This window comes from Streptosporangium heterodermiicola (assembly GCF_051390675.1).
In the GTDB taxonomy this organism is placed as follows: domain Bacteria; phylum Actinomycetota; class Actinomycetes; order Streptosporangiales; family Streptosporangiaceae; genus Streptosporangium.
Genome location: NZ_JBPJSR010000009.1, coordinates 323484 through 336516 on the forward strand (window position 1 = coordinate 323484; position 13033 = coordinate 336516).

Here is a 13033-nt window from a genome sequence, read left to right on the forward strand (position 1 = left end):
CCTTTGGTGTACCAATCGGTCCAGGTTCGTCCCTTGTTGGGGTACCAATGGGCCCTCGTCACCGGGATGTCGATTCCGTCGGTAGCCCGTGCGATACTCGCCGACGTGGGGTGGCAAAGCACGCGAAGTGTTCTGATCGGGCGGTCGGTGGAGCTCGATCGCCTCACCGCCGTGCTCGACACCGCGGCCACGGGGCAGGCCGGGGTGGCCCTCGTGGGAGGTGACGCGGGCATCGGCAAGACCCGCCTGATCACCGAGCTGGCCGGACGTGCCGAGGCCGCCGGGTTCGCCGTGCTCGTCGGCCAGTGCGCCGAACTCGGCGACGCCCTCCCCTACCTCCCGCTCGCCGACGCCCTGCGCTCGGCACGCGGGGAGCTGCGCGCGGCGCTCGACGCGCGGCCGGTCCTCGGCAGGCTGCTGCCCGGCGGCACCGACCCGGGCAGGGAGAGCCCGTCGGGCCTGACGCAGCAGCAGCTCTTCGGCTCGGTGCTCGGCTTCCTGTCCGCGCAGCCCGTGCTGCTCGTCCTGGAGGATCTGCACTGGGCCGACCAGTCCACCCGCGACCTGCTGGTCTTCCTCAGCCGGATGCTGCAGACCGAGCGCGTCTGCCTCGTCGGCACCTACCGCACCGACGACCTCCACCGCCGCCACCCGCTGCGCCGGGTCCTCGCCGAGCTCAAGCGCCTCCCCTCGGTGACACCGGTGGAGCTGGCCCCTCTCGACCGCCACGAGATGACCGACTACCTGGCCGCCCTCGGCGGCACCGACACCGGGGTGGTGCGGAAGGTCGTCGACCGGGCCGAGGGCAACCCCTTCTACGCCCAGGAGCTGCTGGACGCCGCCTCCGAGGGCTCCTCGATGCCCGACGGCCTGGCCGGCCTGCTGCTCTCCCGGGCGGAGCTGCTCTCCGACCCCGCGCAACGGGTGCTCGGCGGCGCGGCCGTCGCGGGCCGCCGGGCCGACCACGACCTGCTCCAGCAGGCCTCCGGCCTCGACGACCTGGCCTTCGAGGAGGGCATGCGGGAGATCGTCTCGCGCGGCCTGCTCCGCCCCGACGGTGAGTACGGCTACGCCTTCCGGCACGCGCTTCTCCAGGAGGTCGTCTACAACGACCTGCTGCCCGGCGAACGCACCAGGATGCACGCCGAGTTCGCCCGGCTGCTGACCGCCCGGGAGGGTGCGGCGGCCGAGCTCGCCCACCACTACCTGGCGGGCCACGACCTGCCGGGGGCGCTGGCCGCGTCCGTGGAGGCCGGGCGCAGGTCCGAGCGGCTGGGGGCTCCCGCCGAGGCGCACCACCACTTCGACCGGGCGCTCGGGCTCTGGGACCGGGTTCCCGACGCCGAGCGGCTGGCCGGGATCGACCACGTCGCCCTCGCCGCGCGCAGCGCCGCCGCGGCGGCCGACAGCGGCGACAACCACCGGGCGATCTCCCAGCTCCGGCGCCTCCCGCCCTCCGCCGAGATCAACGAGCGGCTGTCGTACTACCTCATCGACACCGAGGACGTCGAGGGCTCGATCGCCGCCGCGTACGCTGCCGTCGAGACGGCGCGGGAGGGGCCGGTGCTCGCCCGCGCGCTCGCGACCTACGCCCGCTCGCTCTACTGGACCGAGCGGCACGACGAGGTCGAGGCCCTGGCCCGCCGCGCCCTGGAGACGGCCCGCGCGAGCGGCGCCGCCGACGCGGAGACCAGCGCGCTGATCACCCTCGCCGCTCTGGCCGCGCTCGCCGACGACATCCCCCGGGCCAAGGAGCTGCTCGCCTGCGCGAGCGCCGAGAGCTCGGGCAACCTCGCCATCGACCTGCGGGCCATATTCACCTACGCCCGGGTCCAGTACGAGAGTGGCGACCTCGCCGAGGCGGCGACCACCGCCGACCGGGGGCTGCGGATCGCACGCGAGAGCGGCCTCAACTGGAGCACCTACGGCACCGACCTGCGCTTCCTGCGCCTCCTGATCCACTACGTCGCGGGGGAGTGGGACCTGGCGGAGAAGGTCGCCTCCGGGTTCGCCGTCCGCGTCGGCACCCCGCCGGAGGCGCTCCTGTCGTCCTTCGCGCTCTTCGTCGAGGTGGCCAGGGGCCTGCCCGTCGTCGAGGAGCGCCTGTCCTGGCTGGAGTCCTTCTGGTCGGGTGACACGACGGTCGCCGCCATGAGCCGCGGCCTGGCCGCCGAGCACGCCCTGTGGCGCGGCGACCCCGAGACCGCGCTCGAACACGCCCGCGCGGGGCTCGACGCCCTGCTCCCCAACGACCCCGCTGTGATCCGGCTCAGCGGCACCGCCCTGTGGGCGCTGACGGACCTGGGACGCGGGGAGGAGGCCGACGCCTTCCTGGAGCGGGCCAGGGTGCCCGCGGCCGTCGGCCCCGGCTCCGTGCGGCGCGGCCCGCTCGGCCCCGAGGGTCTGGCCTGGCTGGCCAGGGCCGAGGCCGAACGGCACCGCGCGCACGGCCGCCACGACGTCACGGCGTGGCGCGCGGTGGTCGAGGCCTTCGACTTCGGGTTTGTCTACGAGGTCGCGCGCTCGCGGTGGCGGCTCGCCGAGGCGCTGCTCGCCGAGGGCGACCGTGCCGACGCCCTGAAGGAGTGGAAGCTCGCCGTCGAGGCCGCCGAGTCACTGGGCGCCCAGCCGCTCGGCGCGGCTCTGGCGGAGCTGGGACGCAGGGCGCGCTTCACCACCGCACCGCCGACCGTGCTCACCTCCCGCGAGCAGGAGGTGCTCGCCCTGGTGGCCGAGGGCCTGCCCAACCGCGAGATCGGCGAGCGGCTGTTCATCGCGCAGAAGACGGTGAGCGTGCACGTCTCCAACATCCTGGGCAAGCTGGGCGTCTCCTCCCGCACCCAGGCGGCCGCCGTGGCCCACCGGGACGGCCTGCTCTGACCGCCGCGCCCCGTCGAGGCCGTCAGGGGACCTCTCGCTCAGGGACGGTCTGGGGTGCGATCGCTCGAAGCAGAGGCGGTGTGGTGAGCACCGCGAGCGCGACAAGGAGTGCGCTGACCCATATCGGGCCAAGATCACCAGCGCCGGCTCCGAGGGTCGCCGCCGCGATGGCGGGACCACCCGCCGCGCCGATGTTGAGTGCCGCGGTCGCGTATGACCCGCCCATGGTGGGGGCGTCCGCCGACTCGTGGAGCACCCTGGCGATCAAGGTGCCGCCCACGGCGAAGGACAGCACACCCTGCACGAACACGAGGACCAGAAGCGCCACCGGCTGGGCGGCGACGGTCGCCGACGTGACCCAGCCGAGCAGCAGTGTCGGGCTACCGATTCCGATCACGACGCCGGGACGCCGATCCGAGAGCCGGCCCGCGAGATTGACGCCAGCGAAGGACCCCGCGCCGAAGAGCACCAGCACCACCGAGACCCAGAGCCCGCCCAGGCCCGCGGTGTCGGTCACGATCGGCGCCAGGAAGGTGAACGTGGCGAATGTGGCGGCGTTTTGACCAGGGCGCCCAGCGGCATGACCAGGACCAGCCCGGGCATCGCGAGCTGGGCGATCTCGGTCCGTGGAGAGGGGGACCGGCCGGAGCGTCCCGCATGATCCCTTCGACGTGGTCCGGGATGCCTCTCACGATGCCGAAGGCGGCGGGAAGGCAGAGCAGTGCGATCGCCCAGAAGGTCGCCCGCCAGTCGAGCAGCGTTCCGAGCACCGCGCCGCCCGGAACCCCGGCGACGGTGGCCACGGTCGTGCCGGAGAGCAGTACCGCCAGCGCACGTCCCTTTTGTGCGGCTGGGACGAGGGTGGTCGCCGTACTCAGCGCGACCGCCAGAAAGCCCGCGTTGGCCAGGGCGGCGACCACGCGGGTGGACAGAAGAACCGGGAAACTCGCGGTGAGGGCGCCCGCGACATGGGCGCAGGCGAACACCAGCACGAAGCCCAGCAGACTGGCCCGGGTGGGCCACCGGCGTGCGAGCACCGCCATCAGTGGCGCCCCGAGGATCATTCCGACCGCGAATGCCGAGGTCAGCAGCCCGGCATTTCCGACCGGCACATCCAGGCCGGCGGCGATGTCCGGCACCAGGCCGGAGAGCATGAACTGCGAGGTGCCCATGGCGAAGACCGCCACGGCAAGCAGGTAGAGCGGGAGAGGCATCGAGAACTCCGAGGTGGGAGAACGAGAGGAAGGACCTCTCGTCACCGCGGCCAGCACCCAGCACCCAGGGGGGCGCGCACTCACCCCGCTCGGCGAGGCCGCCGGGGAGTGGACTACGAACTCAGTGGTTCAGGGGGCTGACGGCGTGACCGAAAGCCCCTGCCTTGGATGCCTCAGAGCTCGACATGCCACGAACGCTACTCGAACCCACCGGTTGTCACGCAAACGGATTTCGCCTGGAGAAGGTGTCGTCAACGTCCCGCCCCGCACCAACCGGTCGTGATCGGCTCGCGCGTCAGGTGTCGCCCTGATCGGTCCCTGAGGCCGGTCCTGATCGGCTCCGCGAGGTCACGCCTCGCCCTGCGCTGCGCGCGGTCAGGGCCAGCTCGCGGACGACCTGGATCAGCTCCGCCGGGTCGAAGGGTTTCGTGAGGTAGGCGTCGACCCCGATCCCCAGGCCCCGCCGCTTGTCGTCCTCCTGTGCCCGCGCGGTGATCAGGACCACCTTGATGTGGCTGGTCCCCTCGTCGTTGCGCAGCCTGGTGGCGGTCATCCAGCCGTCCAGTCTGGGCATCATGACGTCCAGCGTGATGACGTCGGGCATCACGTCCAGCACCCGATCCAGGCAATCCTGCCCGTCGGAGGCCGTATCCACCTGAAACCCCTCCAGGGTCAGGTTGACCGCGATGAGCTGCCGGATGACGTCGTCGTCATCCACTACCAGAACCCTGCCCAGAACCTCTCCCACGGCGTGAGGCTAACTCCTCTCCCTCGCCCCCGTGCGGGTTTCCGAGGATGTGTACGCACAGCTGTTCAGGGGTGACAGATGTTTCCCGCTTTTCCCCGAGAACTCGGGGCTCGGTGAACCCGCCGCGGGAGAGGCGGGAAGGCGGCCGGAGAGGTACAGAGGGAGAGGGGTGAGAGGCGAGAGGTCCCGGACACCGGCGGCCACGGCGGCTGCGACCACCGGCCACTGGTTACAGTCGTTGGTCGTTGGTCGTTGGTCACTGTCATTGGTCATGGTCACCGATCACGGTCACCGGCTGCGGCGGCCAGGGCGGCCGGCGCCCGGTGATCATCGGCCCTCCTCCTCGGTGAGCCGGGCCAGCAGGGCGAGCCCGTGACGGTCCACCGAGACCGAGGTCGCCGACATGACGACCACACCGGTACCCGCCGCGCGGTCGATCCCGAGCCACGTACGGAAACCGCCGGTGCCGCCGTTGTGCCAGGTGATGGAACGCTTCTTCACCTCGACGGTGATCCACGCGGCGCCGATGCGCACCCCCGGCCCGGAGAGGTTCGCCACGGGATCGAGGGCCGCGATGCCGGGGGCCGTGCCGTCGAGCAGGGCGGACGCCAGGCGAGCCATGTCCTCGATCGACGCCCGGATGCCGCCCGCCGGTCCGAGAGCCTCACCCGTCCACGGCTGCCGTACCCGCCCCGACCTGCTCCTGCCGACGAGCGCGCCGGGCAGCAGCTCGTCCGGATTCGAAGGCGTGTAGAACACGCCGAGTCCCAAGGGTTCGGCGATCCGCCTGTGGACGAGATCGCGGTAACTCGTCCCGGCCGCTCGCGCGATCGCGTGGCCGAGCAGCTCGAACCCGAAGTTGGAGTATCGGGCCCGCGGTTTCCCGATCCTCACCCCCTGTGCCTGGGCGAGGAGCTGCTCAAGATTCTCACCGTAGGGATTCGTCCCGTGCCGCCACAGCGCGAGGGTCCGCCGCCACGGTTCCGCCGACCTGGGCAGCCCCGGCAACCCCGAACGGTGCGTGCTGACCGACGCCAGCGTCACCCCCGCCGCCGCTGTCCCGTCGAGCCGCAGGAACTCGCCCAGGGTCGACGTCGTACGGATCTCTCCGCGTGCGAGCGCGTCGGCGTAGAGGAGGCCCGTGACCCCCTTCGAGATCGAGCCGATCTCGAAATCCGCGCTCAGGGGCACACCCACGCTTGTCACCGTCGTCCCTTGGGGCGAGACCATCGCGACCGCGATCACAGGGTGCCGGTCGCCCACGAGATCACGGAGCCGCACCGCGAGTTTCTCGTCACCGTACGAGTCTGCTGGCCGCCTGTCGTCCATGCGTCAACCCTAGTTGACGTACATCTAGACGGCAATCATGCATGGCTGAGACGACCGAGCGTTCCAGGGGCAGCCTGCCCGTGCCCTTGGGGCGGTTCCCTCACTGGACGTGAGTACTCGCGGTTGTCCACAGGGAGGTGCCATTCCGCGGGGTTATTCACAGAACCCGATTCGGCCCGTTGGTGATCACCTTCCCCCGCCGATCCTGGGGCCTCGATCCTTCATCGAGCCCAAGGAGGGCTTGCGTGATCACGACACTCGTCACCGTCACCATCCTCTCGGCGGCCGTCGCGGGAAGTTCCCAGTTCCCCGTGCCCCGTCTCTCCCCGGAAGCCTGTGACGCCTGGGGCCGCCTCCTCTCCCTCTCTCCGGCAGCCCCGCCTGACGGCACCCCTCACTGGTTGCCGAAGGAGATCCGCGCCGCCCTCGCCGCCGCCTGCGAGTCACGGCTCCTGTCCTCTTCGGACTCGAACGGCGGCCGATCGACGACGTCCCCACGAGGCTCCTTCCCGGGCTCGGCCCCGATTCCTGGGGTGGCGCCGACCCCGCCTCTGGGTCCGGTCGGCGAATGGTCGGCGGGGCTCTCGGGAGCGGATGCCGAGTGGGTGCGTGACCCTTCCGATCCGAAGACGGGAAGGCCGATATGGCCCCTGGAGATGGGAAGGCAGGTGTGGCCTCTGGAGACAGGAAGGCCGGTGGATCCTTCGGACACCCCGGATGTGTGGGTCGGCTCGTCCTCTTCAGCGGAGCGGAGAGATCCCCGGGCCTTCTCCGGGCCGGAGTCCTCGCGGGCGGGCGCCAAGTGGTCCCAGCGCCCCTCGGAGGGGCGGAAAGCGCCCTCCAACCTCGGGAGGGCGTCATCCTCGGGGAAGACGTCCTCCCGAGGAAGAGCCCTCTCCGGTGGGCGGGCGGCAACATCACGAGGGAGGGGAGTGTCCTCGCGCGAAGGCGCCCTGGCCCTGCGAGGCCGGATCGCGGCCGACGCGGCACTCCGCCAGGTCGGCAGGCCATACGTGTGGGGCGGCGGTTCGAGCGCGGGCCCGACCGGCGGGGGCTTCGACTGCTCGGGGCTCGCCCTGCACGCCTGGGCCAAGGCCGGGGCCAGGCTCACCCATTACACCGGCACCCAGTTCAAACAGGGCCGTCGAGTGCCCTTCTCCCGGCTCCGCCCGGGAGACCTGGTCTTCTTCGGCGGAGGCACCGGAGACCCCACTCACGTGGGCGTCTACGTCAAGGACGGCGTCATGGTCCACGCCCCCAAGACCGGCGACGTCGTCAGGACGGCCGACTTCGCCGCCTCCCCCTACTACCTCTCCCGCTATCGAGGCGCGGTCCGCCCCACTCCTCGCTGACCCGCCCCACCCTCCGCTGACCCGCTCCGCCCCGCTGGCTCGCCTCACCTAGCGTTGGTCCGTCTCGCCTTGCTGACCCGCCCCCCGTTGACCGGCCTCACCTTGGACTGACCCGTCCTGCCCAGCGCTGACCCGCCTTGTCCTGCCTCACCTGGCGCCGTCTCGACCCTGTCAGGCGGCGCCCGGTCCGGCGCGGCGCAGGCTCGTGCCGCGCCGCCGACGCCCGGCCGTCTTGATGACCTTTCACCCTTGTTCCTCCTGTTGTCCCCGGCCCTGCTCCGGAGATCACTCGCTTCCCTAACCGAGTGTCGGTTTCCCTCAGGATGCTGGTAATGTAATCACGCGTTGGCCCCCTTAGCTCAGGGGATAGAGCACCGGCCTCCGGAGCCGGGAGCGCAAGTTCGAATCTTGCAGGGGGCACTCTCGATCGGCATCGCAAGATGCGCTGGGACCCGCGGAAACGCGGGTCCTTCTGCGTTCCGGGATATGCCACCCCGTTTCCCCTGTGACCTCGATGGAAGGGGGCGTCCATGATCGCGTACTGGACACACACCGATCATGGATCTGGTTGGAGTCTGATGGCCGCCGCTCTTATCCTTCTGGCGGCCTTCGACATCTTCCGGCGGTTTCGGGATGTACGGGGTCTCATGATCAGCCGCAGGTCGCGAGGCAGAACCTGGCTTCGGGGTAGCGCGGTGACGGTCCCTCCAGGAGGGGCTGCGGCCGCGATTTCAGGTGCCGGTCGAGGAAGGCCGCCACGTACGTGCGGGTGAGCTCGGCGCCACGGGCCGCTGGCAGCATGCCAGGGAGAGGTTCGATCCCGAGGACGTCCGCCAGCAGCGGGATGTCGGTGAAGGACTGGTGTTCGGCGTCCGTCAGGACGAGCCATCGCTTCCACCCGGTCAGCAGCTTCCAGTCGCGGTCCCAGGAGGTGTCGCGGCCGCCCGGGACATGCTCCCGCGAGCCGAGGAACATGAACGGCCGAGGGAGTCCGCTCTTGGGGATGCGGGCATAGCCGGTGCCGTCCATGTCGATCCCGGCGCGGATCCGGGGGTCCTTCACCATGGTCGCCAGGGCGGCGGCCCCGCCGATCGACTGGCCGACCATCGCGATCCTTTCGCGATCGATCAGGTAGGAACGCTTCCATTCGGAGGTCAGCTGGTCGAGGACGAAGGAGACGTCGGCGGCCCGGCCCTGGACCAGCCCGGCGCCGAAGCCGGGATCGGTGTCGCTGTCGCAGGCGAGGCATTCGGCGATTCGTCCGTCGGACAGGGTGGTGGCGTAGCTTTCGTGGGTGTGGTCGATCCCGGCCACCACGTACCCTCGGCTGGCCAGGTCCTCGGCCAGGGAGGTGAGGGTGCTCATCGGTTTGGTGAAGCCGGGGGAGAGCACCACCAGCGGAAGCTCGCGCCCTGAGGGATCGGCGTCCTGGATGGCGTTGGTTCGTGTCCTGCTCAGCGTGTCGTACGGCGCGGTCGAGATCCCGGAGTCTTTCAGGAGGAGCTTCGCTTCCTCGGCCGTCATGTAGGGCGCGCGATCCCCCTCGCGCTGCTTGGTCGGGTACCACAGGGTGACCTTGAGCTGCCTGGCGTCGGCGTCGGGGTTCCAGGGGTCGGGGCGGGAGGTGTCGGTCAGGTGCAGGACGGTGGTGCCGACCGGATCGGGTCCGGTGGGGGCGGGCAGGGTGATGGGGCCGGTCGGTGTGGTCTGCGGAGCGTCGGCTCTGGGTGGTGCGGGTGCGGAGCAGGCGGACGTGGCGAGAACGGCCAGTCCCGCGACGGCCGCCAGGAGTTGTCTCATGGAGGGGTTCCTTTCACGTCCGCAGTAGGGTCAGGGCTTTGGCCAGTGCGGGGTCGTGTCCGGTGGCCGCGTCCTTGGGGGTCAGGGGGACGTGGTGGTCGGGGGGCACGCCGATCTTGTCGATCACCTCGCGGTCGGGTCCGAGGTGGTGTTTGTCGGGGAAGCTCAGGAGGGTGTTGTCGGCGAGCAGGTATGGCTGGGCGGGGCCGGAGATGAGTCCGGCGGTTCTGGTGCCGACGAGGTGTCCGGCGCGCAGGTCTTTGATCGCGGAGGTGAAGTGTTCGCAGGCCGAGGCGCAGCCGCGGTCGGTGAGTACCGCCAGTGGCAGGCCGAGGAGTTCGACGGTGTCGTCGGTGCGCATGGCCTGGCAGGTGCCGTCCACGGTGCATTGGTAGGCGGTGTTCTTGCCGTGGGCGAAGGCGCTCAGCAGCCGGATCGCCTCGGTGGGGCTGCCGCCGCCGTTGCCGCGCAGGTCCAGCACCACGCCGGACAGGGTGCGGCCGGTGCGTAGCCGGGCGATGGCCTTGAGGGCCCGGTTGGCGGAGTCGGGGGCGAAGCCGGTCATCCGTACGTAGGCGATGTCGTCGTCCAGCAGCTTCGATTGCACCACTTGCAGGGTGGTCAGGTCGCGTTGGAACAGGCCGGGTGTGAGCGTCACACTCCAGCGGCGGCCGGTGGCTTGTCGCAGCAGCCGCAGTCGCACCGGCCGTGCTTCCGGATACTCGGGGTAGAGGGCGGCGATCGCAGGAGTGGCTTTCCCGCCGATGAAGGGCGCTGATCCGTTGATCGCTTCGATGAGGTCACCTGGGCGTAGGCGGGCGGTTTGGGCGGCGCCGCCGTGCACGGTGGTGACGAACAGCGGGGGGAGGGCGGTGCCGGGGTTGGCGTCGGCTTGGAGGCCGGTGACGTTCGCTTCGAGGCCCAGGCCGTATCCGTCGCCGTCGTAGTAGTCGGGGGGTCGTTTGACGTCGTGTGTCCAGCGGGCGTGGTTGTCGTCGAGGGCGGCCACGATGGCTTCCAGGGTGACGTCGGCGAGGTGGTCGCGTAGGTGGGGGACCTGGTCGGTGACCTTCCTGTAGACGGTTTCGAAGGCGGTCCAGTCGGTTGCGCGGTCGCCGCTCAGGGCGGGCATGGTCGCTTCGGGTACGTCGTGTCCGGTGCGGTTGAGTTCTTGGGTCAGGGCGGCGAATCCGGCGCTCAGTAGTGGGCGGGTGTCGAGGGTGGCACCGCTGTAGTAGGTGCCGAGGATGCAGCGGTAGGCCTGTTCGATGACGTCGATCGTGGTGGGCTTCTCCGCGCCGGGTGGTCCTTGGGGAGGGGCGCAGACCGCCGGGCCCGCTGTGCCTGCCTGGATGCGTGGCGGCACCGGTGTGGTGCAGGCCGCCGCCAGCAGGAGGGCGAGCCCGGCGGCGGTCCTGGCCACGGTCCTGGTGGTGGTCATGACAGGCGCCTTCGGGCCCACCAGAAGCAGAACCAGGTGAGAGCGGTGGTGAGCAGGGCGTAGATGCCGGTCTCGATCCACTGGAAGGGCCAGAAGCGTTCCAGGGGCTGGTAGGTCGCCTGCTGCCGGTAACCAAGCCGGTTGATCTCGGCTACGCATCCCCCCGCGAGTAGTCCCTGCGGTGAGCAGGGTCCTGACGTCGTGGAGACCGGGACGGCCCGCACGATCGTCGACGACGGTCCCGAGCTCCCGTCTCCGCTGGAGGTCGTACGTCCGGACGGATCGACCAGCTTGCTGGACAGGACCCAGGCGCCCGCGTGGCCGGGAACGGCCGACGTCCTCAGGAAGACTTGCAGGGATCCGCCCTGTGGCGCGCCGAGGCCGTCCATGTTCTCCCGGCTCAGCTCGAAGGTCCCGGCGACCGGGGGCATCAGGTGGGGCCGGACGAGCAGCGGCATGGCGATCTGGATCGCGGCGAAGACGGCCAGGGTGAGGGCCATCGCGGGCAGCGTGCGGCGTACCAGCATGCCCACGGTCACCCCGAGGACGAAGGCGAAGGCCGCATACCCCATCGGGGCGATGCCGCGCGCACTGAACACCAGGGGAGCCATCTGCGCCATTTCCGGAACGGCCGACCTGTCCAGGGGGGCGGACCACCAGGTCACCGCGAGGCCGCACAGGCAGGCGGCGGTGACGGCCACCACGCCGGTGAGGCCGAGTTTGACCGCCAGCCAGCGGCCGCGGGTGATGCTCTGGTTCCACACCAGCAGGTGCGTGCCCGCCTCCAGCTCCCGCGTGATCAGCGGCGTTCCCCAGAAGAGCCCGACGAGGGCGGGCAGGAGCAGCACGACGAGGGTGAGGGCGAGGAAGAGGAGGTCGTACTCGCCGAAGAAGCGGTCGAAGAAGTCGAGGCAGGTGTTGTCCGGGGTGCAGCCAGCGATCCCGGCAGCGTAGTCGGAGGCCAGGTCCGGGCCGGTCAGGGCCAGGGTGGTGACGAGGACCACGAGGACGCCGGCCGTCATCGTTGCCGAGCCGCGGAACTGGCGCCAGGTCAGCCAGATCATCGCCGCACCTCCAGGGCGGGTCGCCGGTTCTCGGCGGTGCGCTTCTCCATGTAGGCCAGGACGAGGTCCTCCAGGCCGAGCCGGCTGACCGTCCAGGCGGGGTCGAGGATCGGGGTGTCGGTGCGGACCACGTACGTGCTCTGCCGGTCGGTGTGGCGCGCGGAGACCACGTGCTGGTCGGCGGGGAGCCGGTCGGGGTCGCGGCGCGGATCGGTGAGGCGGTCGGTGAGCCGGTCGGGGTCATGGCGCGGGCCGGTGAGGTGGTCGGGGTCATGGCGCAGGCCGGGGAGCCGGTCGGGGGCGCGGCGCGGATCGGTGAGGTGGTCGGGGTCATGGTGCAGGCCGGGGAGCCGGTCGGGATCACGGTGCGGGCCGGTGAGGCGGTGATGGGTGGACAGCAGCTTGTCGACCTCCCCGGCGACCTGGACGCGGGAGTCGACCAGCACGATCACGTAGTCGCAGACCCGTTCCAGGTCGGAGACCAGGTGGGAGGAGAGCAGCACGCTCAGCTCGTGCTCGACGGTGGCCTCCATCAGCCCCCGCAGGAACTCGCGGCGGGCGAGCGGGTCGAGCGCGGCGACCGGTTCGTCGAGGATCAGCAGTTCGGGGCGTTTGGCCAGGCCGAGGGTGAGGGCGAGCTGGGCGCGCTGGCCGCCGGACAACTTGCCCGCCCGCTGGGTGAGGGCGAGGTCGAGCCGCGCGATGCGCTCTTGTGCCATGGCGCTGTCCCAGCGGGGGTTGAGGCGGGCGCCCAGTCGCAGGTGTTCGGCGACGGTGAGTCCCGCGTAGACGGGGGTGTCCTGGGCGACGAACCCGACCCTCGCCAGCTGGGCGGGCGTGCCCCCGGGCCGCCCGCCCAGCACGGTGATGTCGCCCGAGGTCGGTTCCAGCTGGCCGCAGGCCAGCTTCAGCAACGTGGTCTTTCCGGCTCCGTTGGGGCCCACCAGCCCGACGACGTGGCCCGCCGGGATGTCGACGGTGCACTCGCGCAGCGCCCAGCGTCTGCCGTACTTCCTGCCCAGTCCCTGGGCTTCCAGGACAGCGGTCACGCTATGTCCTCCTGATAGGTGATCGTGAACAGCGCCTCGACGCTTCGCGGCGGTCGAGGTCGCGGCTCCGGAGCGGTGTGATGGCGGGAACGAAACTAGGCACCGCCCTTGCCGGTGCGCGTCGGCCGTCATGCCGAGATCGCGTACCTCCCGAGG

Annotated in this window: 9 protein-coding genes, 1 tRNA gene and 1 pseudogene; 3 read left to right on the top strand and 8 right to left on the bottom strand. The window is 70.9% G+C overall.

The window, feature by feature from the left end:
* The first annotated feature begins 66 nt into the window (after positions 1-66).
* Complete coding sequence (locus tag ACSC1Q_RS21630) at positions 67-2880, top strand: helix-turn-helix transcriptional regulator (RefSeq protein WP_436760506.1); 2814 nt, start codon at positions 67-69, stop codon at positions 2878-2880.
* Positions 2881-2902: 22 nt separating this feature from the next.
* Here ACSC1Q_RS21630 and ACSC1Q_RS21635 read toward each other — a convergent pair whose 3' ends face one another.
* The 4 genes and pseudogenes from ACSC1Q_RS21635 to ACSC1Q_RS21650 all read right to left on the bottom strand — a co-directional run bounded on the left by ACSC1Q_RS21635 (position 2903) and on the right by ACSC1Q_RS21650 (position 6171).
* A complete protein-coding gene (locus ACSC1Q_RS21635) occupies positions 2903-3277 on the bottom strand; it encodes a hypothetical protein (RefSeq protein ID WP_436760507.1) in 375 nt (124 codons plus the stop codon).
* Entirely contained in the window at positions 3261-4094 is an 834-nt protein-coding gene (locus tag ACSC1Q_RS21640; protein WP_436760508.1) for an MFS transporter, read from the bottom strand. Before ACSC1Q_RS21640 ends, ACSC1Q_RS21635 begins: the two co-directional genes overlap by 17 nt.
* 367 nt (positions 4095-4461) lie before the next feature.
* Positions 4462-4830, bottom strand: a pseudogene (locus ACSC1Q_RS21645) (response regulator transcription factor); the annotation flags it as partial.
* 339 nt (positions 4831-5169) lie between these two features.
* Positions 5170-6171: a serine hydrolase domain-containing protein gene (locus ACSC1Q_RS21650; RefSeq protein WP_436760509.1), complete on the bottom strand. Its 1002-nt coding sequence runs from the start codon at positions 6169-6171 to the stop codon at positions 5170-5172.
* 932 nt (positions 6172-7103) lie between these two features.
* On the opposite strand from ACSC1Q_RS21650, the gene ACSC1Q_RS21655 reads away from it, so the two are divergent.
* Together ACSC1Q_RS21655 and ACSC1Q_RS21660 are read left to right on the top strand one after the other, a co-directional pair.
* The gene (locus ACSC1Q_RS21655) at positions 7104-7523 is read left to right on the top strand and encodes a C40 family peptidase (RefSeq protein WP_436760510.1); all 420 of its coding nucleotides are present in this window, start codon (positions 7104-7106) and stop codon (positions 7521-7523) included.
* A 348-nt stretch (positions 7524-7871) separates the two neighbouring features.
* Positions 7872-7943 (top strand) — tRNA-Arg (locus ACSC1Q_RS21660).
* Positions 7944-8174: 231 nt separating this feature from the next.
* On the opposite strand, the gene ACSC1Q_RS21665 is transcribed toward ACSC1Q_RS21660, so the two are convergent.
* Genes ACSC1Q_RS21665 through ACSC1Q_RS21680 form a run of 4 tightly spaced genes read right to left on the bottom strand, consistent with a single transcriptional unit; the run spans position 8175 to position 12877 of the window.
* Positions 8175-9323, bottom strand: coding sequence for an alpha/beta hydrolase family protein (locus ACSC1Q_RS21665; RefSeq protein WP_436760511.1), 1149 nt, complete (start codon positions 9321-9323; stop codon positions 8175-8177).
* 13 nt (positions 9324-9336) lie between these two features.
* Positions 9337-10764: a S41 family peptidase gene (locus ACSC1Q_RS21670; protein WP_436760512.1), complete on the bottom strand. Its 1428-nt coding sequence runs from the start codon at positions 10762-10764 to the stop codon at positions 9337-9339.
* Entirely contained in the window at positions 10761-11828 is a 1068-nt protein-coding gene (locus ACSC1Q_RS21675; protein ID WP_436760513.1) for an ABC-2 membrane transporter-related protein, read from the bottom strand. Before ACSC1Q_RS21675 ends, ACSC1Q_RS21670 begins: the two co-directional genes overlap by 4 nt.
* Positions 11825-12877, bottom strand: a complete 1053-nt coding sequence (locus ACSC1Q_RS21680; RefSeq protein ID WP_436760514.1) for an ABC transporter ATP-binding protein — start codon at positions 12875-12877, stop codon at positions 11825-11827. The genes ACSC1Q_RS21675 and ACSC1Q_RS21680 overlap by 4 nt, the downstream gene beginning before the upstream one ends.
* Positions 12878-13033: the final 156 nt, after the last annotated feature.

Coding starts and splice junctions, on each gene's coding strand:
- ACSC1Q_RS21665 (WP_436760511.1), bottom strand. CDS start 9,323: ATGAGACAACTCCTGGCGGCCGTCGCGGGACTGGCCGTTCTCGCCACG.
- ACSC1Q_RS21630 (WP_436760506.1), top strand. CDS start 67: ATGTCGATTCCGTCGGTAGCCCGTGCGATACTCGCCGACGTGGGGTGG.
- ACSC1Q_RS21675 (WP_436760513.1), bottom strand. CDS start 11,828: ATGATCTGGCTGACCTGGCGCCAGTTCCGCGGCTCGGCAACGATGACG.
- ACSC1Q_RS21650 (WP_436760509.1), bottom strand. CDS start 6,171: ATGGACGACAGGCGGCCAGCAGACTCGTACGGTGACGAGAAACTCGCG.
- ACSC1Q_RS21670 (WP_436760512.1), bottom strand. CDS start 10,764: ATGACCACCACCAGGACCGTGGCCAGGACCGCCGCCGGGCTCGCCCTC.
- ACSC1Q_RS21640 (WP_436760508.1), bottom strand. CDS start 4,094: ATGCCTCTCCCGCTCTACCTGCTTGCCGTGGCGGTCTTCGCCATGGGC.